The organism is Streptomyces pactum (genome assembly GCF_016031615.1).
Lineage (GTDB): Bacteria > Actinomycetota > Actinomycetes > Streptomycetales > Streptomycetaceae > Streptomyces > Streptomyces pactus.
Window position 1 is genome coordinate 4909188 of sequence record NZ_JACYXC010000001.1, and the last position, 24248, is coordinate 4933435.

The following is a 24248-nucleotide window of genomic DNA, read 5'->3' on the forward strand; positions in this document are numbered from 1 at the left end:
GGCTGACCGTGCCGGCACAGACGTTCGCCGGGGTGTCCGCTCCGGCAGTGGGCCGCTTCCGGTTCCCGTGCGCGGGCCATCTACCTCCTGAACGTGGCCCCTGTGGCTCCGGCGCGCCGAGGCGGGCGGGGTGGGACATGCTGGTGGGGAGGGATCGCAGGCGTCCGTGCCGGGAGGGCGCGACATGGGTGAGGCGACACCGGGGCCCGCCGGCACACCGCGGGCCGGCGGGCAGGTGCCCGGCCGGGGTGCGGCCGAGCTGGCGGACGTCCTGGCGCCGCACCTGATCGAGGCCGTGCAGCGGTCCGGGGGGTACGGGGGTGGCGTCTACCTGCGCTCCCCGGACCGGCGCTCGCTGGTGCTGGCCGCGGTCACCGGGGTGCCCCGTTCCGTGGTGCGCCTGTGGTGGCGCATCCCGGTCAGCGGGGCGCTGCCCGCCCCGGAGGCGTATCGCACCGGGCGCCCGGTGCACCTGGCGGACGAGGGCGAGACGATGCGCCGCTATCCGCAGATGCTGGTGGGTACCCCCTACCAGTTCGCCTCGCACTACGAGCCGGTGCGGGTCGCCGGTGAGGTGGTCGGGGTGGTGCTGGTGCTGTGGTCCACGTCCGTGGAGGCCGCCTCCGGTGACGGTGGGCGGGTGCTGGAGGGAACCGTGGCGGCGCTCGGGGCCGCGCTGTCCCAGCCGGCCCTCGGCGGCCCGGTGGAGTACGACGGCGAGCCGCGCGGCATACGGCTGCCCGGCGAGGCGTCCGGGGTGCGCGTCGGGGTGATCGACTGGGATCTGGACACCGGCCGGTTCGTGGGCGACGAGGGGGCCTGCGAGGTGCTGGGCATCCCCACAGAGCACTGCGGCGGGACGATGGCCGACCTGGAGGACCGGATCTTCCCGGAGGACCTGCACGAGTTGCGGGCGGCGAGGCGGGACGCGGAGCGGAACGGGTGGATCCAGGGCAGGGTGTTCCGTATCAGGGACGACCCGCCGGAGGAGGACGGCGGCGGGAAGCGGACGGCCCCACCGGACGACGTGGCGGGCGCGGGCACGGAGGTGGCGAGGGCGGGCGGCACGGGTCCGGCCGGGAGGGGGTGCCCCACGCGCCGGGGCCGGGCGCGGGCGGGCCGGGGACAGCCGGTGCGGGCGCGGCGGAGGCGGCGGAGGCCGGTGGTCCGGAAGCGGCCGATGGAGGGCCGCCCGGCGTGCGCGGTACTCCCGGCGGGCCGGGCCGAGGGGGCGGCGGAGACCGGCGGGACGAGCCGGGCAGGCGCGGGCGGGCCGGGGAGCGGTCACCGGGCGGCGGTCGGGTGGGGTGTCGGCGGGCCGGAGGACGACGAGGTCCGGTACCGGCCGGTGGAGCTGTGGGGCCGCTTCGTGCTGCCGGAGGGCGAGCCCGCGGCCACCGCCGGGGTGCACCGCCGGGTGGCGGGCGTGGTGGTGGACGCGGTCTCCGGCCCCACCGCCGCCGAGGCCGCCGAGCGGCTGCCGGACGGGGTGTTCGCGCTCGACCCGGACGGCCGGCTCACCTACGCCAACCGCAGCTGTGAACAGCTGCTGCGCTGCGCCCGAGAGGAGCTGCTGGGCCGCCGCCCCTGGCACGTGCTGCCCTGGCTCTCCGACCCGGCGTACGAGGACCGGTACCGCGCCGCGATGCTCTCCCAGCAGTCCACGTCGTTCCTGGCCCGTCACCCGGTCGGCCAGTGGCTCGGCTTCGTGCTCCACCCCGACGCGTACGGCCTCACCGGCCGGGTGGTGCCGAGCCACCCGCCGCCCGAACAGCAGGCCGCGCCGGCCGCCGCCCCGGTGACCGAGCCGGGGCCGGAGATCGCCGCGCCGGTGGCGATCACCCGGCCGGGCGCGCTCTACCACGTGGTCCACCTGGCGAGCGTGCTCACCGAGGCGGTCAGCGTGCGGGAGGTCTGCCAGGCCGTGGCCGACCGGCTGCTGCCCATGTTCGGCGGCCATGAGCTGGCCCTCTACCTGGTCCGGGACCGGCGGATGTACCTCGCCTGGGAGTCCGGCTACCCCGAGGGCTTCCTGGACAGCTTCGAGGGCGTGGGGCTGGACGCCCGGCTGCCCGGGGTGGAGACCCTCACCTCGGGCGTACCGATCTTCTTCGAGTCCCCCGAGGACCTGGCCGGCGCGTACCCGGGCATCGCCATGGACCGGATGCGCTCCTGGGCGTTCCTGCCGCTGATCGCCTCCGGGCACCCGGTGGGCTCGTGCATCCTCGGCTACGACGCGACGCATCCGTTCACCGCCGACGAGCGGGCCGCGCTGACGGCACTCGGCGGCCTGGTGGCCCAGGCGCTGGAGCGGGCCCGGCTGTACGACGCCGAGTTCGCCCTGGCCCGCGGGCTGCAGGACGCGCTGCTGCCGCACCGGTTGCCCCCGGTGCGCGGGCTGGACACCGCCGCGCGCTACCTGCCCGGTACGCAGGGGATGGAGATCGGCGGCGACTGGTACGACGTGATCGAGACGCCCGGCGGGGTGGCGCTGGTCATCGGGGACGTGGAGGGGCACAGCGTGGCCGCCGCCGCGGTCATGGGCCAGCTGCGCAGCGCGGTGAACGCGCTGGCCACCAGCGAGGCGGGCCCGGCGGAGGTGGTCGGTCGCACCAACAGCCTGCTGGCCGACCTGGACGCCGGGCTCTTCGCCACCTGCTGCTACCTGGAGGTGGATCCCCGCACCGGGCGGGGCCTGGCCGTACGCGCCGGGCACACCGCCCCGGTGCTCCGGCACCCGGACGGCCGTACCGAGCTGCTCGCCGTGGAGGGCGGTCTGATGCTCGGCGTGGACGCCCGGGAGCGCTACCCGGTCACCCCGGTGGAACTGCCGCGCGGTTCGGTGCTCTCCCTCTACACCGACGGGCTGGTCGAACAGCGCGGGCAGGACATCGAGGACGGGGTACGCGCGCTGTGCGACTGCCTGGCGCGTACGCCCGCGGAGCCGCTGGAGGAGATGGCGGACAGCGTGGTGCAGGCGGCGCGCAGGACCGCACAGCGGCCGGACGACGTGGCCCTGCTGCTGGCCAGCCGGCGGGGAGACTGAGCCGCGGACCGGTCGGCGGGGTGCGTGAGCCGCAGGGCGGCCGTCCCGGCCGGTCCCGGGCCCGTGTCCCGGCTCGTCGCTCCGGTCCTTCCTCGGCTCTCCGTCCTGGTCGGGCCGGTCCTCAGCCCGGTCCTCCGTCAGGCCGCCGCATGGCGGGGGTGGGGCGGCCGCGGTACGGGCCGGGGCCGGCTGCCGCGCGGTGAGGCGGACCGCCCCGCCGCGGCCGCGGTACAGGGCCGCGGGGCGCGGTCAGGGCCGGGCGGGCTTGCCGTTCCCGTACAGCCAGGTGTCGAAGAGCGGGCCGAGGTCCTTGCCGGCCTTCCGCTCGCAGAGGGCGATGAACTGCGTGGTGTCGGCGTTGCGGTGCCGGTGGGTCCGCGCCCAGGTGCGGAGGATGTCGAAGAAGGTGTCGTCGCCGACGGCGCGGCGGACCTTGTGCAGCACCATCGCGCCGCGCTTGTAGACCGGCGGGTCCAGCAGCCGGGCGGCGGTGGGCGGCTCGGCCGGCGGGAAGGCCCAGATGCCGTCGCTCGCCCGGTCCGTGCCGTCCCAGTAGCCCCGGAAGATGGTGTCGGCGTCGCGGCCCTGCCGCTGTTCCTGCCACAGCCACTCGGCGTAGGTGGCGAACCCCTCGTTGAGCCAGATGTCTCGCCAGGAGCGGGGGGTGACGGAGTTGCCGAACCACTGGTGGGCGAACTCGTGCACCAGCAGCAGCTCGTCGGGCGCGGAGTTGAAGTACGGCCGGGTCTGGGTCTCCAGCGCGTACCCCAGGTCGGGGTTGTCGTCGATGACGACCCCGGTGGCGGCGAAGGGGTACGGGCCGAACAGTTCGCTCTGCCAGGCGAGGATCTCACCGACCTGCGCGGTGACGTCCTGGCTGCCCTCCCGCTCCTCGCGGTCGACCGCGTCGTACTGCGGCACCCCGTCGGCGGTGGTGGTGTCGGTGACCTCGAAGTCGCCGACCGCCACGGTGGCCAGGTAGCTGGCCATCGGCTCCCGGACGTGCCACCGGAAGGTGCGGCGGTCGCCGTCCACCTGCCGGCTCTCCAGCACGCCGTTGGACACGGCGGTACTGCCGTCGTCGGGCAGGGTGACGGAAATGTCGTAGGCGGCCTTGTCGGACGGGTGGTGGTTGCCGGGGAACCAGGCCATCGAGCCGGCCGGTTCCCCGAGCCCGACGGCGCCGTCCGCGGTGGGAACCCAGCCCTCGATGGACCCGTCGGGGTCGGTGACGGTCTTCGGGGCGCCGTCGTAGCGGATGCGGGTCTTGAAGATCCGGCCCTTGGCCAGCGGGGAGCGCGGGGTGACGACCAGTTCGGTGCCGCGCCGGGTGAACGTGGCCGCCAGGCCGTCCACGGTGGCCTGCCGCACGTGCAGCCCGTCGAGGTCGAGGCTGAAGGAGCGGAGCGTGGTGGTGGCCCGGGCGGTGATGTCCGCGGTGGCCTTCAGCCGCCGGGCGCCGGACGCCAGGTCCAGGGTGAGGTTGTAGTGGGTGACGTCGTAGCCGCCGTTGCCGAGGCCGGGGAAGAGCGGGTCGCCGGCTCCGGAGGCGCCGGCCCGGCCGGACCCGGCCCGCGGGGCGTCGCCGCCACCGGAACAGGCCGTGCAGGCGATGAGCAGCGCGGCGCCGCACAGTGCGCGCAACGAGGGACGACGGGACACGGTGCGGGCTCCTCGGCTCGGGTCGGCGGTGACGGACGCGGCCCGGGGCGCGGTGCGGTGCCGAAGGCCGCGGTCGTGGTGCGGGGCCGGGCGGTGGACGGCACGGATGGCGGACGGGCGGTGGACGGGCGGTGTACTGGCCTGCGGCCGGGCGGTGGCCGGGACGGCACGGTGAGCAGGGACGGTGGTGCGGCCGGGGAGGGCGGGGGCCGTCGGCGGCCGGGGCGGCCCGCCCGGGTGGGAAGATCGGTTGACGGACATTCAACTGCCGTCCCCCGCCCTTGTCGAACGACTCCGCGCCGGATCGCGTCATGGTGACGGCTTAAACCTCGCTGAGCTGCGGTTCACCACTTCCGGTGATGCTCTGGCCTGTAGTTGCGGCGGCCGGAGAGCCGTTGCCAAGCTGGTCCCGACCGCCGAACCCTGGGAGTGGACGTGGCGATTGGTGAACAGCCCGCATACCTCCGCGTCGCCGGTGATCTGCGGAAGCGGATCGTCGCGGGAGAGCTCCCGCCGCACACCCGGCTCCCCTCGCAGGCGCGCATCCGTGAGGTGTACGGGGTCTCGGACACCGTCGCGCTGGAGGCCCGCAAGGTGCTGATGGCCGAAGGGCTGGTGGAGGGCCGGTCGGGGTCGGGGACGTACGTGCGGGCCCGGCCCGAGCAGCGCACCCTGGTCCGCAGCGGTTTCCGGGGCCGGGTCTCCACCCCCTTCCGGCAGGAGCAGGCCGACGAGGACCACCGCGGCACCTGGGAGTCGCGCAGCGAGCGGGAGCCCGCCGAGCCGCGGATCGCCGAGCGGCTGGCCATCACCCCCGGGGCCGAGGTGATGCGCACCCGGTACGTCTTCCGCACCGCGGGCGAGGTCACCATGGCGTCCACGTCCTGGGAGCCGCTGGCCATCACCGGACGGACCCCGGTGATGCTTCCCGAGGAGGGACCGCTGGCCGGGCGCGGGGTGGTGGAGCGGATGGCGGCCATCGGGCTGGAGGTGGACAACGTGGCCGAGGAGGTCACCGCCCGCCCCGGTCTCGCCGAGGAGACGATGACCCTCGGCGGGGTGCCCGGCCACTACGTGCTGGTCGTCTCCCGCACCTTCTACGCGGGTGGGCGGCCGGTGGAGACCGCCGACGTCGTGAGCCTCGCCGACCGGAACCGGGTCTCCTACCGGCTGCCGGTGCGGTGACCGGGGGCGGACGGCCGGCGACGACCCGGGGTCCGGTCGGGCCGTGCGACGGCTGAGCCCGACCCCGACGGCGCCCCGGGCCCCGCGACGGCGCCCCGGGGCCCTGCGACGACGCCCGGGGCCCCGCGACGGCGCCCCGGGCCCTGCGGCGGCGTCGCCCGGCCCGGGCGACGACCCGGCGCCGGCCGGTCCGGCCAGCCAGACCCCGCCCAGCCAGGACCCGGCCCCGGCCAGGCAGGTCCCCGGCCCACGGCCGGGCAGGGCCCGGCAGCCAAGCCCCGGTCCCGGCAGGGCCCGGCCCCGGCAGGGCCGCCGGGTACCGGCCGCGGCCCTGGTGGCGGCCGGCCGCCGTCCCGGGGACCCCGACTCGGCCCCTGTCCGGATATCGGTGCCGGGCAGGGGCCGAAACCTGTTGCAAACGTCACAGAGTGCCAGGTCAGCGCCGGATATCGGAATACCTCCGGTCGTAACGCTCGTACGATGCATGGGTTTGTGCCGGTAACGGGGGGCGAAGGGAGTGCCAGACCTTGGGCACCGAGCCACGTTCCCACGCGCATTACCGACGGTCCCTGGGGACCGTCGCGCTCACCGCCGTCGGCCTCGGCTCGATCATCGGATCCGGATGGCTCTTCGGGGCCGAGCGGGCCGCCGCGCTCGCCGGGCCGGCCGCGCTGCTGTCCTGGGTGATCGGCGCGGTGGTGGCCCTCACCATCGCGCTGACCTACACCGAGCTGGGGGCGATGTTCCCCAAGGGCGGCGGCATGGTGCGGTACGGCCAGTACTCGCACGGCTCGCTCGCCGGCTACCTCGCCGCCTGGGCCAACTGGATCGCGATCGTCTCGGTCATCCCCGGTGAGGCCACCGCCTCGATCCAGTACATGAGCAGCTGGGACTTCGCCTGGTGCGAGGGGCTGTACGACGGGAAGGAGCTGACCGGGACCGGACTGGCCCTCTCCTCGGTGCTGCTGGTCTTCTACTTCTTCCTCAACTGGTTCGCGATCACCCTCTTCGCGAAGACCAACACCGCGATCACCGTCTTCAAGGTCGTGGTGCCGGTGCTGACCGCCGGCGCGCTGATGCTGGCCCACTTCGACACCGGCAACGTCTCCGGCCAGGGCGGCTTCGCCCCCAACGGCTGGAGCGCCATGTTCAGCGCGGTCGCCGTGGCCGGCATCGTCTGGGCCTTCAACGGCTTCCAGTCCCCGCTCAACATGGCCGGTGAGGCCCGCGACCCGGGCAGGTCGATGCCCAAGGCGGTGATCGGGTCGATCCTCATCGCCCTGGTGATCTACCTGGCGCTGCAGGTCGCCTTCCTGATGGCGGTCCCGGCGGCCGACCTGGCCGACGGCGGCTGGGCCGGGCTCGGCTTCGACTCGCCGCTCGCCGACCTCTCCATGGCCTGGGGCCTGAACTGGCTCGCCATGCTGCTCTACGCCGACGCCTTCATCTCGCCGTCCGGCACCGGCATGATCTACGCCGCCACCACCTCGCGCATGATCCAGGGCGTGCAGGAGAACGGACATCTGCCGGGCGTCTTCGGCAAGGTCGATCCGAAGACCGGCGTACCGCGCCCCGCGCTGCTGCTCAACCTGGTGATCGCCTTCATCTTCCTGGCGGTCTTCCGCGGCTGGGGGTCCATCGCCGAGATCGTCGGCGTGGCCACCGTCATCTCGTACATCACCGGGCCGGTGGCCGTGACCTCGCTGCGCCGGCTGGCGCCCGGCATGCCGCGTCCGGTGCGGCTGGGGGCCATGCCGGTGATCGCGCCGATCGCGATGATCTTCGGCTCGCTGGTCATGTACTGGGCCCGCTGGCCGCTCACCGGCAAGGTCATCCTGATCATGGCGGTCGGTCTGCCGGTGTGGGCCTGGTACGAGCTGCGCAAGCCGTGGGCCCAACTGCGGCCGCACCTGCTCGCCGGCGCCTGGATGGTGGCGTACCTGCTGGTCATGGCGGTGGTCTCATGGGCCGGCGGGACCGAGTTCGGCGGCCGTGGCTACCTGGCCGAGGGCTGGGACATCGTCGTGGTGGCGGTCATCGCGCTGCTCTTCTACTGGTGGGGCGTGCGCAGCGCCTGGCGCAATCCCTCGCTCCTGGAGGTCGAGCGCGAGGCCGGAGTGGCCTCCGGTGCGGCCCCGGAGGCGACCGGAGAGGGCCGGGAAACGGCCTCGGCCGCCCGCTGAGCCCGGGGCAACCCCTGCTCCGGTGGCCGGGATACGTGCCTCTTTGTGAAAAGCCGTATCCGCTGAGTGAAGGTAGGGCGTACGCTCGGGCATATGCGACCCGGGGTTTCCACCGGGGGACCGGGGGCGTACGCGGGCGCGTGGCATTCAGCGGAGGGGATATTGCGATGACTGACAGCGGCGCCGTTCTGCCATGGCTGGTGATCCGCCAGGACGACAACGGCAACCGCTACCGCGTCGGGCGCTACGCCACCAGGAGCGAGGCGCAGGAGGTCGCCGACCGGCTCGACACCAAGGGTCACAAGCAGCTGTACCTGGTGGAACGGACCGCGGCGTCCCGCCCGGGCACCTGAACCGGGCCGGGCCGTCCGCATCCGGCCCGCCCGGCGATCGGCCCGGGGCGAGTGGTCCGCGCGGGCGCCCCGCTGGGGGCCGCAGGCTCGGCCACGACACCGCGGGTGCGTGGGCCCGGGCCGCCCGCCCGGGTGGCATCGCGCCGGATCGTCCGCCCGGGCCGGCAGGGCCGGGGCCGGCTCCCCGGCCGCGGTCGGCGCGGTCGGCGCGGGCGGTTGCCCGGAGCCGGCGCCGGGCGTGGCCGCCCGTCCTGGCGAGTCGCCGATCGGCCGGCGGGGGGCGCCCGGGCCCGGGTCCCGGGCCGGTGATTTGCGCCGATGCGGCGGGCCGAGCCGGTGCCGCGGTGGTGGACCTGGGCGGTCCGCCCCCGGCCGCCGCGGGCCGGGTGTGCCCGGGTGTCGCGGGCCAGGCCGGGGCGTGGACGGGCGCCGGGACGTGGACGGGCCGGGCGGCGCCGCAGCGGCGCCCGTGGTGCGACCTCCCGGCCGCCGGGCCGGGTTCCGGCTGCCGTAGGGTGCCGGGCATGAGCGTGCGTGTGGTGGTGGGCGGTGCGGTGATCGACGGCGGACGGCTGCTGGCCGCCCGGCGCAGCGCGCCGCCGGAGCTGGCCGGCCGCTGGGAGCTGCCGGGGGGCAAGGCCGAACCGGGGGAGACCCCCGACCAGGCCCTCGTCCGCGAGCTGCGGGAGGAGCTGGGCATCGAGGTGGAGCCGCTGGAGGCGCTGCCCGGTGAGTGGCCGCTGAAGCCCGGTTACGTGCTCCAGGTGTGGACCGCGGCTCTGCGCTCGGGTACGCCGCGTCCGCTCCAGGACCACGACGAGCTGCGCTGGGTCACCCCGGAAACGGCCGGCGAGGTGGACTGGCTGGAGGCGGACCGGCCCGCGGTCGCGGAGGCGCTCCGCCGGCTCGTCCCGGACACCGCCGGGTGACCTCGCCGGACACCGCCGGCTGACCTGCGGTACGCCGCCGCATGACTGCCGTACGCCGCCGGCTGTCCCTGCCGTACGCCACTGCCTGACCCCGCGGACCCCGCCGGCTGACCTCGCCGTACGCCGCCGTCGCGGGCGTCGTCACCGTCCCGGGCGCCGCCGCGCCCCGGTGCCGTCCGTATGTGCCGCTGGCCCGGCCTCGGCTCCCGCTGCCCGGCGCGCGACCCTGCCGTTCGCCCCGGACACCGCTCCGCGCCGGACCCGGCCGTTCGCCCCCGGGCGCCGGGCGGCGCGGACGCTGCTGCCCGGCGCGGATGCCGTTCGGCCGGCCCCTCCTCGGGTCCGGCCTGGAGGCCGTGGGCGGCCGGCCCCCGGTGCGGGCCGCCCCTCACCCGGGAGCCGCGCGCCGCTGCCCCGACCCCGCCCGTCAGCCGGTTCTCGCCGCAGGCGGTCCGACTGGTGGACGCCGCCGCCAGGGCCCTCAGGACCCGCACGCCGACCGTGGCCCGCACCGGCCCGGGGCCACCCGGGGTACCGGCTCGGGACCGCCCGGGCGCAGGACCGCCCGGGCCCGGGCCCGCACCGGCCCGGGGCCACCCGGGGTACCGGCTCGGGACCGCCCGGGTACGGGTCCGCGCCGACACCGCACCGTGCACCCACCCGCTCCGGCCCCTCCCGCCGCTCCCTCCGGGGCCGCCCCCGCCCCTCCGGACGCTGCCCGCCCCGCCTCGCCGTCTCCCCTCGTATCGGCCCGCCTCGCCCCGTCCCGCGCCCGCCCCGGCGGCGCCCGTCCCGGTGGGCGCGTGCCCCGGCGCGGGTGGAGGCGGGGGACCGTCGCCGGGTACGCCGAACGTGCCTCGCACCACCGGTCGTACGGTATTCCGAGCTGAATATCGGGTATGTGCTGATTAACCTCCCTTAAGCCGGGCAATTCCGGCGGGGCTCACTCTCTGATGCGGGAAGTGGTCGGTGTGGGCGACGGCGTGAAGGCGGTGGCGTCCGCCCCCGACTACGCGGAGTGGACCTTCCCCGCCGAGCCGGACACCGTACGCTCGGCCCGGGAAGTGGTCCGGGCCACGCTGGACTCCTGGGGGCTGCAGTCGGTCCGCGATGTGACGGTGCTGCTCGTCAGCGAGCTGGTCACCAACTCCCTGCGCTACGCCAGCGCGCCGATCGGCGTCCGGCTCCGGCACCACCCCAGCCCCGGGCACGCGCTGCTGGTGGTGGAGGTCTCCGACCCGCTGGAGGAGCCGCCCCGGGAGCGCGAGGCCGCCCCCGACGACGAGGGCGGGCGGGGGCTGCGGCTGGTCGCCGACGTCTCCCGGCGTTGGGGGGCACGCCGCGACAAAGCCGGAAAAACTGTCTGGTTCGAAATGGCGCTGCCCGGCTAGGAGACTGCCGAAGGATGTGCAGTTGAAGGGAAGCGATTGCAGAAAACGGGAACCTGAGTGTGGGATGAGACCGTGCTGTGATCGTGAAGGGCGTGCTCCGGATAGCGAGGTGCAGGATACTCAGCTGTCTGAGGCCGGTCCGAGACCTGAGCCGGAGGGGACGGGCAGCGTGAGCGAGAAGCCATCGGGGGCGCAGAGGCCCGACGACATCATGTCCGCGCCGATGTGGCAGAGCAGCCCGCCGGGATCGATCTACGAACACATCCGCGTCGCCTCCTTCGCCCTCGGACCGGACGGCCGCATCACGGAGTGGAGCGAACGCGCGGCCCAGCTCTTCGGGCTGACGGCCCGGCAGGCGATCGGCCGGGACCCGGTGGAGGCCCTGATGCCGGCCGACCTGCGGGACGCCGGGCACCGCAAGGTCAGCGAACTCCTCGACGGCAGGGAATGGACCGGCCTGGTGCCCTACCGGACCCCGGGCGACCCGGGCGGGCAGGGCCTCGCCGAGATCTATGTGATGCCCTCCCGCACCGAGGACGGCGAGCGCACCGCGCTCTGTATCGCCGTGGACCTCAACGACCTGCGCCGTATGGAGACCGACCTTGCCGCGTCGCAGGCCGTTTTCGGTCAATCTCCGATCGGTTTCTTCTTCTGTGGTACAGACCTGCGGATGCTCCGTGTCAACGAACGGTTCGCGACGGTCTTCGGCCGCCCCGCCGAGGAGTACCGGGGCGTGCTCCCGGAGGACCTGCTGCCGCGCGCCGAGGCCGACCGGCTGAGCGCCGCGATCCGCCAGGTCCTGGAGAGCGGCCGGCCGGTCACCGACATGCCACTGGTCGGCAACGTGCCCTCCAGTCCGGAGCGGCGCCGCTGGTCGATCTCCCTGTACCGGCTGCACGGCGGCTCCGGCCGGCCGATCGGCGTCGCCGGCGTGGGCACCGACGTCACCGGTCGCCGCCGCGCCGAGCTGGAGGCGGCCGGCGTACGGCGCAACCTGGCGCTGCTCAACGCGGCCGGCGCCCGAATAGGCACCTCGCTCGACCTGGAGACCACCGCCCGCGAGCTGCTGGACGTGGCCGTACCGCAGTTCTGCGACCTGGCCGCCGTCGACCTCTACCAGGGCCTGCTCACCGGTGACGAGGCGCCGCCCGGACTCGCCGACGGCAGCGCCGAGCTGCGCCGGGTGGCCTTCGCCAGCGCCGTCTCCGACGGACCGGTGGCGATCTTCGACTGCTGCCGCGCCGACGACGCCGGCCAGGGACTGCACGCCCGGCCGGTCCAGGTCGGCGAGGTCCACCGCTACCCCTTCGACTCCCCGTGCGCCGGCGCCCTGCGCACCTCCCAGGTACGGGTGGTGAACGGCCGGGACGGCGGGCAGACCCCCGAGCTGGGCGCCGTGCTCCAGTCCACCCTGGTGGTGCCGATGGTCGCCCGGGACACCGTCGTCGGACTGGTCCAGTTCTCCCGCACCAAGGGCAGCGAGCCCTTCGGGGAACGGGACACCGCGCTCGCGGTGGAGCTGGCCGCCCGCGCCGCGGTCTGCATCGACAACGCCCGGCTCTACCGCCGCGAGCACGAGCGCGCGCTGATCCTCCAGCGCAGCCTGCTGCCGCCCGGCGACCCGGAGGCCGCCGGGCTCGACATCGCCTGCCGGTACCAGCCCAGCAACGAGGCCACCGAGGTCGGCGGCGACTGGTTCGACGTGATCCAGCTGCCCGGCCACCGCACCGCGCTGGTGGTCGGCGACGTGATGGGCCGCGGGCTGCGCGCCGCGGTGGCCATGGGGGAGCTGCGCACCGCGGTCCGCACCCTGGCGCTGCTCGACATGGAACCCGCCGAGGTGCTCTCCGCCCTCGACGAGATCGCCCGCGGCCTGGGCACCACCGGAACGGCCAGCACCGGCAGCCGGGCGGCCCGCGCGCAGCGGGCCCGCCCGGACGCCGACGGCCGCTCCACCGACCTGTCCGAGGTCTACCTGGCCACCTGCGTCTACGCCGTCTACGACTCGGTGACCCGGCGCTGCACCTTCGCCAACGCCGGACACCTGCCGCCGGTCCTGGTCGAGCCGGGCAAGGAGGCGGTGTTGATGGACGTCCCGCCCGGGATGCCGCTGGGCGTCGGCGGCGAGCCCTTCGAGGAGCTGGAGGTGGAGCTCCCCGAGGGCGCCCTGCTCGCCCTCTACACCGACGGGCTGGTCGAGTCCCGGGACCACGCCCTCGACGACGGGCTCCAGGTCTTCCGCCGGGCGCTCACCACCCCCGCCGCCCCGTCCCGTACGGCCGGATCGGAGACGTCCACCGTCCCGTCCCGTACGGCCGGATCGGAGACATCCGTCGTCCGGTCCCGTACGACCGGGCCGGAGACGCCCACCGTCCCGTCCCGTGTGACGGGGCCGGAGACGTCCGCCCTCCCGCCCCGCACCACCGGGCCGGCGACGTCCGGCGTCCCCTCGCGGGCCACCGGACCGGCCACCCCCGGTGTCCCGCCCCGGACCGCCGGACCGGCCACGCCCGGCATCCCGGCGTCCCGCGCGACCGGACCGGTGACCGCCGGCGTCCCGCCCCGGACCCCCGGGCCGGTCGCCGCCGGTGCCGGCCCCGCCCCGGCGCGCTTCGAGGCGTCGCTGGAGGACATCTGCGACCACGTCCTCGACACCCTCGACCCGCACCACGGCGAGGACGACATCGCCCTGCTGATGGCCCGGGTCCAGGGCCTGCCCGCCGAATCGGTCGGCGACTGGCGGCTGCCCAGCGACGCCCGCTCGGTGGGCCGGGCCCGCGAACTCGCCCGCCGCCAGCTGGAGACCTGGGGCCTGGAGGCCCTCGCGGACACCACCGAACTGCTGGTGAGCGAGCTGGTCACCAACGCGCTGCGGTACGGCGAGGTGGGCGTGCCGCCGGACCGGCGCGGCGACGAGATACGGCTGCGGCTGCTGCTGGACCGCACCCTGGTGTGCGAGGTGTGGGACAGCGGGCTGGTCCAGCCGCGCCGCCGCCGGGCCCGGGACACCGACGAGGGCGGCCGCGGCCTCCAGCTGGTCGGCCTGCTCAGCTCGTCCTGGGGCAGCCGCCGCACCCCGCGGGGCAAGACCGTCTGGTTCGAGATGGCACTGCCCGAGGCCGGCGCGGTACAGCCCGACTCGGTGGAGGCGCTGCTCAGCCTCTTCTGAACCGTCCGCCGCCGGCCGTTCGCGGGGGCGGCTCAGGTCTCTTCCGGGCCGCCGACCGCTTCCGGGCCGCCGACCGCTTCGGGAAGGCCGGGGGCCGCTCCGGGCCGGGCACCGCGTCCGGGCCGCCGGCCGCTTGGGCCGGGCACGCTTCCGGGCCGCCGACCGCTTCCGAGCCGCCGACCGCCCCGGCGTCGCCGGTCCGGCCGGCGGCCGCACGGCGCCCGGTACGGCCCCGCGGTGCCGCGTGGCCGCCGCCGGGTCAGTCGCGGCGGCGGCGGATCCGGCTGCCCAGCCAGACCAGCGGGTCGTACCTGCGGTCCACCACGCGTTCCTTCAGCGGGATCAGCGCGTTGTCGGTGATCCGGATGGACTCCGGGCACACCTCGGTGCAGCACTTGGTGATGTTGCAGTAGCCCAGCCCGTGCTCCTGCTGCGCGGTGCGCCGGCGGTCCAGGCCCGCCTCGGCCGCCGCGTCCAGCGGGTGCATGTCCAGCTCGGCGATCCGCATCAGGAAGCGCGGCCCGGCGAACGCGGCCTTGTTCTCCTCGAAGTCCCGCACCACGTGGCAGGTGTCCTGGCACAGGAAGCACTCGATGCACTTGCGGAACTCCTGTGACCGGGCCACGTCCTCCTGGGCCATCCGGTACTCGCCGGGCGCCAGGCCCTCCGGCGGCACGAACGAGGGCACCTCCCGGGCCTTGGCGTAGTTGAACGACACATCGGTGACCAGGTCGCGGACGACCGGGAAGGCCCGCAGCGGGGTGATGGTGACCGTCTCCGCGGGGCCGAACACCGACATCCGGGTCATGCACAGCAGCCGGGGCCGGCCGTTGATCTCGGCGCTGCACGAACCGCACTTGCCCGCCTTGCAGTTCCACCGGACGGCCAAGTCGGGCGCCTGGGTGGCCTGGAGCCGGTGGACGATGTCCAGCACCACCTCGCCCTCGTTCACCTCGACCCGGAAGTCCGCCAGGCCGCCGCCGGCCGCGTCCCCGCGCCACACGCGGAAGTGCGCCTGGTACGACCCGGACGCCGCCGCCCCGCCGGACCCCGCCGCCGCCCCGCCGGACCCCGCCGACCCGTCCGGCCTCGCCCCGGACCTCGCCGCCCCCGGACGCACCGCCGGAGTCCGCCGACCCACCGCCGGGCCGCGCCGTCCGTCCACCGTCGTCCCTGCTCGCGCTCACCGGACCAGCTCCTCGTCGGTCAGGTACTTCACCAGTTCGTCCTTCTCGAAGAGCGCCAGCAGGTCGGGCCGGATCGGCGGGGTGGTGATGCGCCGCAGCCGGACCCGGCCGGGGCCGCCCGGGTCCGCCGCGCGGTCCCCGGCCGGGTCCGCCAGCCGGCACTCCAGGTTGACCCGGCGCCACCGCCGGTCCATCGCCGGGAAGTCGTCCCGGGTGTGTCCGCCGCGGCTCTCGGTGCGCTCCAGCGCCGCCCGTGCCACGCACTCGCTGACCAGCAGCATGTTCCGCAGGTCGATCGCCAGGTGCCAGCCGGGGTTGAACTGCCGGTGGCCCTCCACCCGGGCCCGGGCGGCCCGCTCCCGCAGGCCGGCCAGCCGGTGCAGCGCCTCCGTCATCTCCTCGGCCCGCCGGATGATCCCCACCAGGTCGTTCATGGTCTGCTGGAGCTCCTGGTGGAGCGCGTACGGGTTCTCCGCCGGGCCGTCCGCCGGCTCCCCCGCCCCGCCGAACGGGCGCAGCACCTCCGCCGCGGCGGCCTCGATCTGGGCCTCGTCCGGCTCCGCCGGTGTCCCGCCCGCGCCGTGCCCGGCGGCGTACCGCGCCGCGTACAGCCCCGCCCGGCGTCCGAAAACCAGCAGGTCCGACAGCGAGTTGCCGCCGAGCCGGTTCGAGCCGTGCATCCCGCCGGCCACCTCGCCGGCGGCGAACAGGCCGGGCACGCCCACCGCCTGGGCGGTGTCCGGGTCCACCCGCACCCCGCCCATCACGTAGTGGCAGGTGGGCCCGACCTCCATCGGTTCGGCGGTGATGTCCACGTCCGCCAGCTCCTTGAACTGGTGGTGCATGGAGGGCAGCCGCCGCTGGATCACCTCGGCCGGCATCCGGGTGGAGACGTCCAGGTGGACCCCGCCGTGCGGGGTGCCGCGGCCCGCCTTGACCTCGGCGTTGATGGCCCGGGCCACCTCGTCCCGGGGCAGCAGTTCGGGCGGCCGGCGGTGGTGGTCGGGGTCGTCGTACCAGCGGTCGGCCTCGGCCTCGGACTCGGCGTACTTGTCCTTGAACACGTCCGGGACGTAGTCGAACATGAACCGCTCGCCGGCGCTGTTGCGGAGCACCCCGCCGTCCCCGCGCACCGATTCGGTGACCAGGATGCCCTTCACCGACGGCGGCCAGACCATCCCGGTCGGGTGGAACTGCACGAACTCCATGTTGATCAGCGACGCGCCGGCCAGCAGCGCCAGCGCGTGCCCGTCACCGGTGTACTCCCAGGAGTTGGAGGTCACCTTGAAGGACTTGCCGATGCCGCCGGTGGCCAGCACCACGGCCGGGGCGCGGAGCACGAAGAAGCGCCCGGACTCCCGCTCGTAGCCGAAGACCCCGGCCACCCGCCCCGCCCGGCCGGCCCCGCCCGCGCCCTGCCGGCTCCTCCGCGCCCGCCGCCCCGGTGCCGCCGGGCGCCCCCGCCGGCTGCCCGTCCCCGGCCGCCGGCGCGGTGGTGAGGACGCGGGTGACGGTGCACTCCTGGAAGATCTTCAGCCGCGCCTCGTGGTCCCCGGTCTCCGCGTGGTCCTGCTGCTGGAGCGAGACGATCTTCTGCTGGAGGGTGCGGATCAGCTCCAGCCCGGTACGGTCACCGACGTGCGCCAGCCGCGGGTACTCGTGGCCGCCGAAGTTGCGCTGGGAGATCCGGCCGTCCGGGGTGCGGTCGAACAGCGCGCCCCAGGTCTCCAGCTCCCACACCCGCTCCGGCGCCTCCTGGGCGTGCAGCTCCGCCATCCGCCAGTCGTTGAGGAACTTCCCGCCGCGCAGGGTGTCGCGGAAGTGCACCTTCCAGTTGTCGCCCTCGTTGACGTTGCCCATGCTGGCCGCGATGCCGCCCTCGGCCATCACGGTGTGCGCCTTGCCGAACAGCGACTTGCAGATCACGGCGGTGCGCAGGCCCTGCTCCCGGGCCTCGATCGCGGCGCGCAGCCCCGCGCCGCCCGCGCCGACCACCACCACGTCCCAGGCCTGCCGGTCGAGTCGGGTCATCGGAATTCGCAGCCCCTCGTCAGAAGAATCGTGGATCGTCGAAAGCGCCGGTGGCCAGCAGGTAGACGTACAGGTCGGCGAGGGCGACGCTCACCAGCGACGCCCAGGCCAGCTTGGCGTGGTGGCCGTTGAGCCGCCCGGCCCAGCTCCACAGCCGGTAGCGCACCGGGTGCCGGGAGAAGTGCCGCAGCCGCCCGCCGACGATGTGCCGGCAGGAGTGGCAGGAGAGGGTGTACGCCCAGATCAGCAGCGCGTTGACGGTGAAGACCACGGTGCCGAGCCCCATGTGGCCCCACCCGTAGGAGGCGTCCCGGAAGGTGAGCACCGCGTCGTAGGTGAGGACGCCGGCGACCAGCACCGCGGCGTAGAAGAAGTACCGGTGGCCGTTCTGCCAGATCAGCGGGAAGCGGGTCTCCCCGGTGTAGCGCCCGCGCGGCTCGGGCACCGCGCAGGCCGGCGGCGAGGACCAGAAGCCCCGGTAGTACGCCTTGCGGTAGTAGTAGCAGGTCAGCCGGAAGCCGAGCGGGAGGATCAGGATCAGCAGCGCGGGCGACAGCCCCCACCAGCCGCCGACCACCTCCCAGTTCGGACCGTCCCGCATCGGCTCGCAGCGCTCGGCCAGGCACGGCGAGTAGAACGGCGAGACGTAGGGCGCCTGGTAGTAGTCGGCGTCGGCGAACGCGCGCCAGGTGGAGTAGACGACGAAGAGCAGCAGCCCGGCGGCGGTGGCGGCGGGCGCCAGCCACCAGCGGTCGGTCCGCAGGTGGCGCTGGGGGATCGCGGCGCGCGACGGGGCGTGCACGCCGCGGGTGCGCGGACGGGCTCCGGGTTCGGTACCAGTGGCCATGGCGGGCTCCGCGGGCGGGGGCGTACGGGAGGGTGGGGCGGGACGGCGGCGGCCCGGGGGCGGCGCTGTCCCGGGGCCGGTGCGGCGCGGGCGCCGGCCGGCGTGCGACGGGGCGTGCGGCGGCCGGACGCCGGACCGCGGGGGGCGCCGGGTCCCGGGGTGGTCCGGCGGGGCGCGGGCCGGCGGGCCCGCGGGTGTCAGGGCGCGCGCCGGCCGCGGGCGCCGAGCCCCTCGTCGTCCGCGTCCGCCGACAGGGTGCTGTCGTAGGGCGTGTCCGGGATGGTCACCAGCTGCGGGCCGGGACCGGCGGCCGGCGCCACCTCCCGCAGCAGCGCCAGGCTCTGCCGCAGGTGGTCGCTGTCGCAGCGGATCCTTCTGATGTCCAGAGCGCTGCCGACCCGCTGTTCCAGCCGGGTGACGGCACGGTCCAGGTCGTCCAGGCAGCGCTGGGCCGCCGTCACGTCGTCGTGGAAGGACATGGCTGGTCTTCACCTCCGCGTGGGCCTCCCCGCACCGCGGCCGGGCGGAAGGAGGGGGATGGTGACGCTCAGGTGACTGAGAGTGTCGCGCGTCACAGTCGGGTTGGGAAGGGGACGGCCGGGATTGTCCGGGAGTGATGGGCGTGAACGCGCCGTCGCGCGCCGGAGCGTGCGCCGACCGGGTTGGTCCGTACAGGTGGCGCCGGAGCGGGAACCGCCGTGTCGCCGTGACCGCCGGGTGACCGTTCGCCTTCAGTGTGTGAGCAGTATATGTGATGAGCGGCAAAACATGACAAAGCGCGCAAGCGCGTCATAGCGCACTCCGGAGGTACCAGCCATGCCCCTCGACACGCGACGCCGTGCCGCGCTGCTCGCCGTGGCGGTGATGCTTCCGCTGCCGGTGCTCTCCGGGTGCAGCTCCGGGGGAGGCGACGACCGGCCGCGGTCCGCCGCCGTCCAGGACATCGCCCCGGCCGCCCGCGAGCGGCTGCGCGACGGCGGCACGCTGCGCTGGGCGCTGGACAAGGTGCCCGTGACCCTCAACGCCTTCCACGCCGACGCCGACACCGGTACCGAACGGGTCACCGGCGCGGTGCTGCCCACGCTCTTCACCCTCGACGAACGGGGCGCCCCCCGGCGCAACCCCGACTATCTGCGCCACGCCGCGATCGTGGACCGCGAGCCGCGGCAGACCGTCGTCTACCGCCTCCACCCCGACGCCGTGTGGAGCGACGGCCGCCCCCTGGGGGTGCGCGACTTCACCGCCCAGTGGAAGGCGCTGCGCGGCACCGAGCCCGCGTTCTGGAGCGCCCACAACGCGGGCTACGACCGCATCGCCGAGGTCACCGCCGGGGAGCGGAAGGGAGAGGTCAAGGTCGTCTTCGCCAAGCCGTACGCGGACTGGGAGTCGCTCTTCTCCCCGCTGTACCCGCACGCGGTGACGGCCACCCCGGACGCCTTCAACGATGCCTCGCGCACCGCCCTGCCGGCCTCCGCGGGCCCCTTCATGCTCCGCGGCGCCACCGACGAGGCGGTGACCCTGGAGCGCAACCCCCGCTGGTGGGGCGAGCGCGCCCGGCTGGACCGGCTGGTCTTCCGGGCGGTGCCGCGGGACGAGCGGGGCGAGGCGCTCGCCGCCGGCGCCGTCGACCTGGCCGAGGTCGAGCCGGAGGTGGCGGACCGCATCCGGGACGCCGCCGATTCCGGCGACCGGGCCGCCGGGCCGCCGGACCCCGCCGGCCGGGCACCCGCCGCCGCCGGCCCGCCCCTGGAGGGCGCCACCCGTCCGCGCCCGGAGAACGGGAATGGCGGGAACGGCGAGGGCGGCGGGGACGGACCGGGTGGAGAGGGCGGAGCAGGCGCCGGGACCGGGGACCGGCCCGCCACTGCCGCCGGCCGGGCCGGGGCGGACGCCCTCGGCGACGGCGGTACCGGTGACCCGTCCGCCGCCGGCCCGCAGGCGCCGCGCCGCGCCGGGACCGCCGCGCCGGGCCGGCTGACCGTCCGCAAGGCCCTGGAGCCGGCCTACACCCAACTCGCGCTCAACGGCGCCGAGGGGCCGCTCGCCGACGAGCGGGTGCGCCGGGCGGTGGCCCGCGCCATCGACCGGCGGGAGCTGGCCGCCGCGGTGCTCGAACCGCTCGGCCTCCCCGCCGAACCGCTCGGCAGCCATCTGCTGATGACCGGGCAGCAGGGCTACCGGGACCACAGCGGGACGCTGGGCGACACCGGCCCGCGCGCCGCGCAGGCGCTGCTGGCCGACGCGGGCTGGCGCCCCGGCTCCTCCCCGGCCGGCGCCGCGGCCGAGGAGGGTGAGGAGGCCGCGGCCGGCCCGGACCCCCGCGACGGCTCCGCGCCCGGCGCCGGCGACCGGCCCGGCCCGGGCGACCAGGCGGGACCGGGCGACCGGGCCGGCTCCGGGGAACGGCCCGGACCGGGGGCGGACGGGCCGGACGCCGCCGACCCCGGCGCCGAGCGGCAGTACGGTCCGCAGTCGGCCACGGGCGCCGGCGCGGCCGGACCCGTGGCGCTGCCGGCCCCGGCCCCCGGCCCCCCGGCCGGCCCGGACGGCGGGCGCGGCGACGGCCGGACCGGCGCGGAGCGGGAGCCCGGGGCCGGGCCGGGCGCGCGCGCCGGGGTACCGCTGCGCACCAAGAACGGCAGGCCCCTGACACTGCGGTTCGTGCTGCCCTCCGGGCCAGGCTCGGCACCGCTGCGGACCGTCGCCGACCGGATCACCCGGATGCTGGCGGAGGCCGGCATCGGCACCGAGATCGTCCGGGTCGAGGACTCCGCGTACTTCACCGACCACATCGCCTCCGGCGACTTCGACCTGGCGCTCTACTCCTGGCCGGCGACCGCGTTCCCGGCCACCGACGCCCGCCCGGTCTACGCCAAGCCGCAGCCCGCGGCGGACGGCTCGCTGGTGGTGGAGCAGAACTACGCGCGGGTCGGCACCGACCAGATCGACCAGCTGTTCGACAAGGCGGTCGCCGAGCTGGACGAGCGCGCCGCGCGGGACCTGGTGCGCCGTGCGGACGCCCGGATCTGGGCGGTGGCCGGCTCGATCCCGCTCTACCAGCGCCCGCAGCTGGTGGCGGTCCGCAAGGACGTCGCCAACGCCGGCGCCTTCGGTTTCGCCACCCCGCGCTACCAGGACATCGGCTTCCGGCGGTGACCTGAACCGGGCGCCGCGTGCCCGTCACCCCGGACGAGCGGCGGGCCTCGCACCGCGGCCCGCCGCCCCAGGTGGCCGGCGGGGCGACGGGGGCTCCCGGCGGCCGGCATCGACCGCGCCGGCCCCCCGGCCGCCCGGCCCCGCCCCCGGCCCCCGGCACCCCGCACCCCGCCCCGCACCCCGTCCCGTACCTGGACCGCGGCGCCCCCACAGCCCGCGCCCGGACCTGATCCCCGGCACCCCGTTCCGCAGCCGGACCGCGCCCCGACCCGGCAGCCCGTTGCCCCGTCCCGGCCCCGGCTCCCCGCACCCCGTCCCGCATCCGCGCCCGGACCCCGGCAGCTCGCCCCGCACTCGTCCCGCACCCGCGCGCCGGACCCCGCACCCGCACCCCGTCCCGCACCTGGCCCCGGCACCCGCACCCCCGCCCCCGCATCCGCGCCCGGACCCCCGGCACCCGCATCCGCTACCTCAGAAGAACCTCAAGAGCCTTGCCCCGGCGGCCCCTGGCATGTCTGGATGGAGACAGACCTGGTCAAGGGCCGCCCGCGCGGCACCCGCCCGGCGCCCGACGGCGGCGCCGGCCCCACCGCACCCGCCTCCGGTACCCCCGTCCCCGCCGAGCCCCCCACCTGCCCGTCCCGCGACCCGTTCCCCGAGAAGCCATCCCCGTACCCCCGCCCCGCAGCCCCACACCCCCATGTGTCCGGCGGCGGCCCCGTCAACCTCCTCAGACGGCGCCCCGCCACCGGGCCGGGTGGCCGGGCGGGTGCTCCGCCCGGACCTCCTCAGTCCCTGAGGGGGTCCGGGTCCGGACCGCCGTCCCACCGGCGCGCCGCCGCCCCGTTCCCGCGGGCGGCGGGGGAGCGCGCCGGCCCCTGCCGTGCCCCGGTGACCCGCCGGGGTCGGCCAGCTCACAGCCGCTCGGGGCAGCCACCTCCGCGGCCGCCCCGTACCATGGGGTGAGGCCGTGGCGTGACCTGCCCGGCAGGCGCGCGTACCCGACCGGACGCGCAGCCATCCACGATTCCGGGAGAAGCGCCGCAAGTGCCCACGCGCCACGACATCCGTAACGTCGCCATCGTCGCCCACGTCGACCACGGCAAGACGACCATCGTCGATGCCATGCTCAAGCAGGCGGGTGCCTTCGCCGCCCACCAGCTGGACTCCGTTGACGACCGCGTCATGGACTCCAACGACCTGGAGCGTGAGAAGGGCATCACGATCCTCGCCAAGAACACGGCGGTGAAGTACCACCCCAAGGACGGCGGGGCCCCGATCACGATCAACATCATCGACACCCCCGGCCACGCCGACTTCGGCGGTGAGGTCGAGCGCGGCCTGTCGATGGTGGACGGCGTGGTCCTGCTTGTCGACGCCTCCGAGGGCCCGCTGCCGCAGACCCGCTTCGTGCTCCGCAAGGCGCTGCAGAAGCGGATGCCGGTCATCCTCTGCATCAACAAGACCGACCGCCCGGACTCCCGGATCGACGAGGTCGTCAACGAGACCTACGACCTGTTCCTGGACCTGGACGCGGACGAGGACCAGATCGAGTTCCCGATCGTCTACGCCTGCGGCCGCGACGGCATCGCGTCGCTGACCAAGCCGGAGGACGGCACCGTCCCGGCCGACTCCACCAGCCTGGAGCCGTTCTTCTCCACGATCCTGGAGCACATCCCGGCCCCGGTGTACGACGCCGACGCCCCGCTCCAGGCGCACGTCACCAACCTCGACGCGGACAACTTCCTCGGCCGCATCGCGCTGCTGCGGGTGCAGCAGGGCGAGCTGAAGAAGGGCCAGACCGTCGCCTGGATGAAGCGCGACGGATCGGTCCAGAACGTGCGCATCTCCGAGCTGATGATGACCGAGGCGCTGACCCGCAAGCCGGCCGAGAAGGCCGGCCCGGGCGACATCTGCGCCGTCGCCGGCATCCCGGAGATCATGATCGGTGAGACGCTGGCCGACCCGGAGAACCCGGTCGCGCTGCCGCTGATCACGGTGGACGAGCCGGCGATCTCCATGACCATCGGCACCAACACCTCCCCGCTGGTCGGCCGCGGCGGCACCGGCAAGGGCGCGGACAACAAGGCCGCGGTCAAGGACCGCAAGGTCACCGCCCGCCAGGTCAAGGACCGGCTGGACCGCGAGCTGATCGGCAACGTCTCGCTCCGCGTGCTGGAGACCGAGCGCCCGGACGCCTGGGAGGTCCAGGGCCGCGGCGAGCTGGCGCTGGCGATCCTGGTGGAGACCATGCGCCGGGAGGGCTACGAGCTCACCGTGGGCAAGCCGCAGGTCGTCACCAAGGAGATCGACGGCAAGGTCTACGAGCCGGTCGAGCGCATGACGATCGACGTGCCCGAGGAGCACATGGGCGCGGTCACCCAGCTGATGGGCGTCCGCAAGGGCCGGATGGACAACATGTCCAACCACGGCTCCGGCTGGGTCCGCATGGAGTTCGTCGTGCCGTCGCGCGGCCTCATCGGCTTCCGTACCGAGTTCCTCACCCAGACCCGCGGCACCGGCATCGCGCACTCCATCCACGAGGGTCACGAGCCGTGGTTCGGCAACCTGACCACCCGTAACAACGGGTCGCTCGTCGCCGACCGGTCCGGTTCGGTCACCGCCTTCGCGATGACCAACCTCCAGGAGCGCGGCGTGCTCTTCGTCGAGCCGGGCACCGAGGTGTACGAGGGCATGATCGTCGGTGAGAACTCCCGCTCCGACGACATGGACGTCAACATCACCAAGGAGAAGAAGCTCACCAACATGCGGTCGTCCACGGCCGATGTGGCCGAGTCGATCGTGCCGCCGCGCAAGCTCTCGCTGGAGCAGTCGCTGGAGTTCTGCCGCGACGACGAGTGCGTCGAGGTGACCCCGGAGGCGGTCCGCATCCGCAAGGTCAACCTGGACGCGCGCGAGCGCGCCCGCGCGGCCTCCCGGGCCAAGCACGGCTGACGCCCCTCGCGCGCTCCCGCCCCCGGCCCCGCCCGCCGGGAGCGGGGGGCGCGCCCCTCGTGCCCGACGGCACGGCGCCCGGTGAACGGGCACCGTGCCGTCGGCGCGTTTCCGGGCTCACGCCCCGCCGGCCGCTGCCGCGCCTTGGGCGCCT

General features: G+C 75.4%; 12 protein-coding genes and 2 pseudogenes. 9 read left to right on the forward strand and 5 right to left on the reverse strand.

Annotation, left to right across the window (positions count from 1 at the left end):
* Positions 1–184: 184 nt before the first annotated feature.
* Positions 185–3046 (forward strand): PP2C family protein-serine/threonine phosphatase, encoded by a 2862-nt coding sequence (locus tag IHE55_RS19280; protein ID WP_232265627.1) that lies wholly within the window; start codon positions 185–187, stop codon positions 3044–3046.
* 249 nt (positions 3047–3295) lie between these two features.
* Here the strand turns inward: IHE55_RS19280 and IHE55_RS19285 are convergent, their stop codons facing one another.
* The gene (locus IHE55_RS19285; RefSeq protein WP_307826740.1) at positions 3296–4708 is read right to left on the reverse strand and encodes a M1 family metallopeptidase; all 1413 of its coding nucleotides are present in this window, start codon (positions 4706–4708) and stop codon (positions 3296–3298) included.
* Between the two features lie 435 nt (positions 4709–5143).
* Between IHE55_RS19285 and IHE55_RS19290 the strand changes: the two genes are divergently transcribed.
* From IHE55_RS19290 to IHE55_RS19315, 6 genes are all read left to right on the forward strand, one after another.
* Positions 5144–5893, forward strand: coding sequence for a GntR family transcriptional regulator (locus IHE55_RS19290; protein WP_197990155.1), 750 nt, complete (start codon positions 5144–5146; stop codon positions 5891–5893).
* Positions 5894–6420: 527 nt separating this feature from the next.
* A complete protein-coding gene (locus IHE55_RS19295; RefSeq protein WP_197990156.1) occupies positions 6421–8076 on the forward strand; it encodes an APC family permease in 1656 nt (551 codons plus the stop codon).
* A gap of 167 nt (positions 8077–8243) precedes the next feature.
* Positions 8244–8429 (forward strand): SPOR domain-containing protein, encoded by a 186-nt coding sequence (locus tag IHE55_RS19300; protein ID WP_197990157.1) that lies wholly within the window; start codon positions 8244–8246, stop codon positions 8427–8429.
* Between the two features lie 524 nt (positions 8430–8953).
* A complete protein-coding gene (locus IHE55_RS19305) occupies positions 8954–9358 on the forward strand; it encodes a (deoxy)nucleoside triphosphate pyrophosphohydrolase (RefSeq protein ID WP_197990158.1) in 405 nt (134 codons plus the stop codon).
* 953 nt (positions 9359–10311) lie between these two features.
* Complete coding sequence (locus IHE55_RS19310) at positions 10312–10749, forward strand: ATP-binding protein (protein ID WP_197990159.1); 438 nt, start codon at positions 10312–10314, stop codon at positions 10747–10749.
* A 223-nt stretch (positions 10750–10972) separates the two neighbouring features.
* Positions 10973–13918, forward strand: a complete 2946-nt coding sequence (locus IHE55_RS19315) for a SpoIIE family protein phosphatase (protein ID WP_197992116.1) — start codon at positions 10973–10975, stop codon at positions 13916–13918.
* 259 nt (positions 13919–14177) lie between these two features.
* Here IHE55_RS19315 and IHE55_RS19320 read toward each other — a convergent pair.
* The 4 genes and pseudogenes from IHE55_RS19320 to IHE55_RS19335 all read right to left on the reverse strand — a co-directional run.
* Positions 14178–14942: pseudogene (locus IHE55_RS19320) on the reverse strand (succinate dehydrogenase/fumarate reductase iron-sulfur subunit); the annotation flags it as partial.
* Between the two features lie 159 nt (positions 14943–15101).
* Positions 15102–17136, reverse strand: a pseudogene (locus tag IHE55_RS19325) (fumarate reductase/succinate dehydrogenase flavoprotein subunit).
* Between the two features lie 19 nt (positions 17137–17155).
* Positions 17156–17983, reverse strand: coding sequence for a succinate dehydrogenase subunit SdhC (sdhC, locus tag IHE55_RS19330; protein ID WP_197990161.1), 828 nt, complete (start codon positions 17981–17983; stop codon positions 17156–17158).
* 197 nt (positions 17984–18180) lie between these two features.
* Positions 18181–18462 carry an Rv0250c family protein gene (locus IHE55_RS19335; RefSeq protein ID WP_197990162.1) on the reverse strand — a complete coding sequence of 94 codons (282 nt, stop codon included), beginning with the start codon at positions 18460–18462 and terminating at the stop codon, positions 18181–18183.
* A gap of 337 nt (positions 18463–18799) precedes the next feature.
* Between IHE55_RS19335 and IHE55_RS19340 the strand changes: the two genes are divergently transcribed.
* Positions 18800–21139 carry an ABC transporter family substrate-binding protein gene (locus IHE55_RS19340; RefSeq protein ID WP_197990163.1) on the forward strand — a complete coding sequence of 780 codons (2340 nt, stop codon included), beginning with the start codon at positions 18800–18802 and terminating at the stop codon, positions 21137–21139.
* 1047 nt (positions 21140–22186) lie between these two features.
* Positions 22187–24094: a translational GTPase TypA gene (gene typA, locus IHE55_RS19345; protein ID WP_197990164.1), complete on the forward strand. Its 1908-nt coding sequence runs from the start codon at positions 22187–22189 to the stop codon at positions 24092–24094.
* Positions 24095–24248 lie beyond the last annotated feature (154 nt).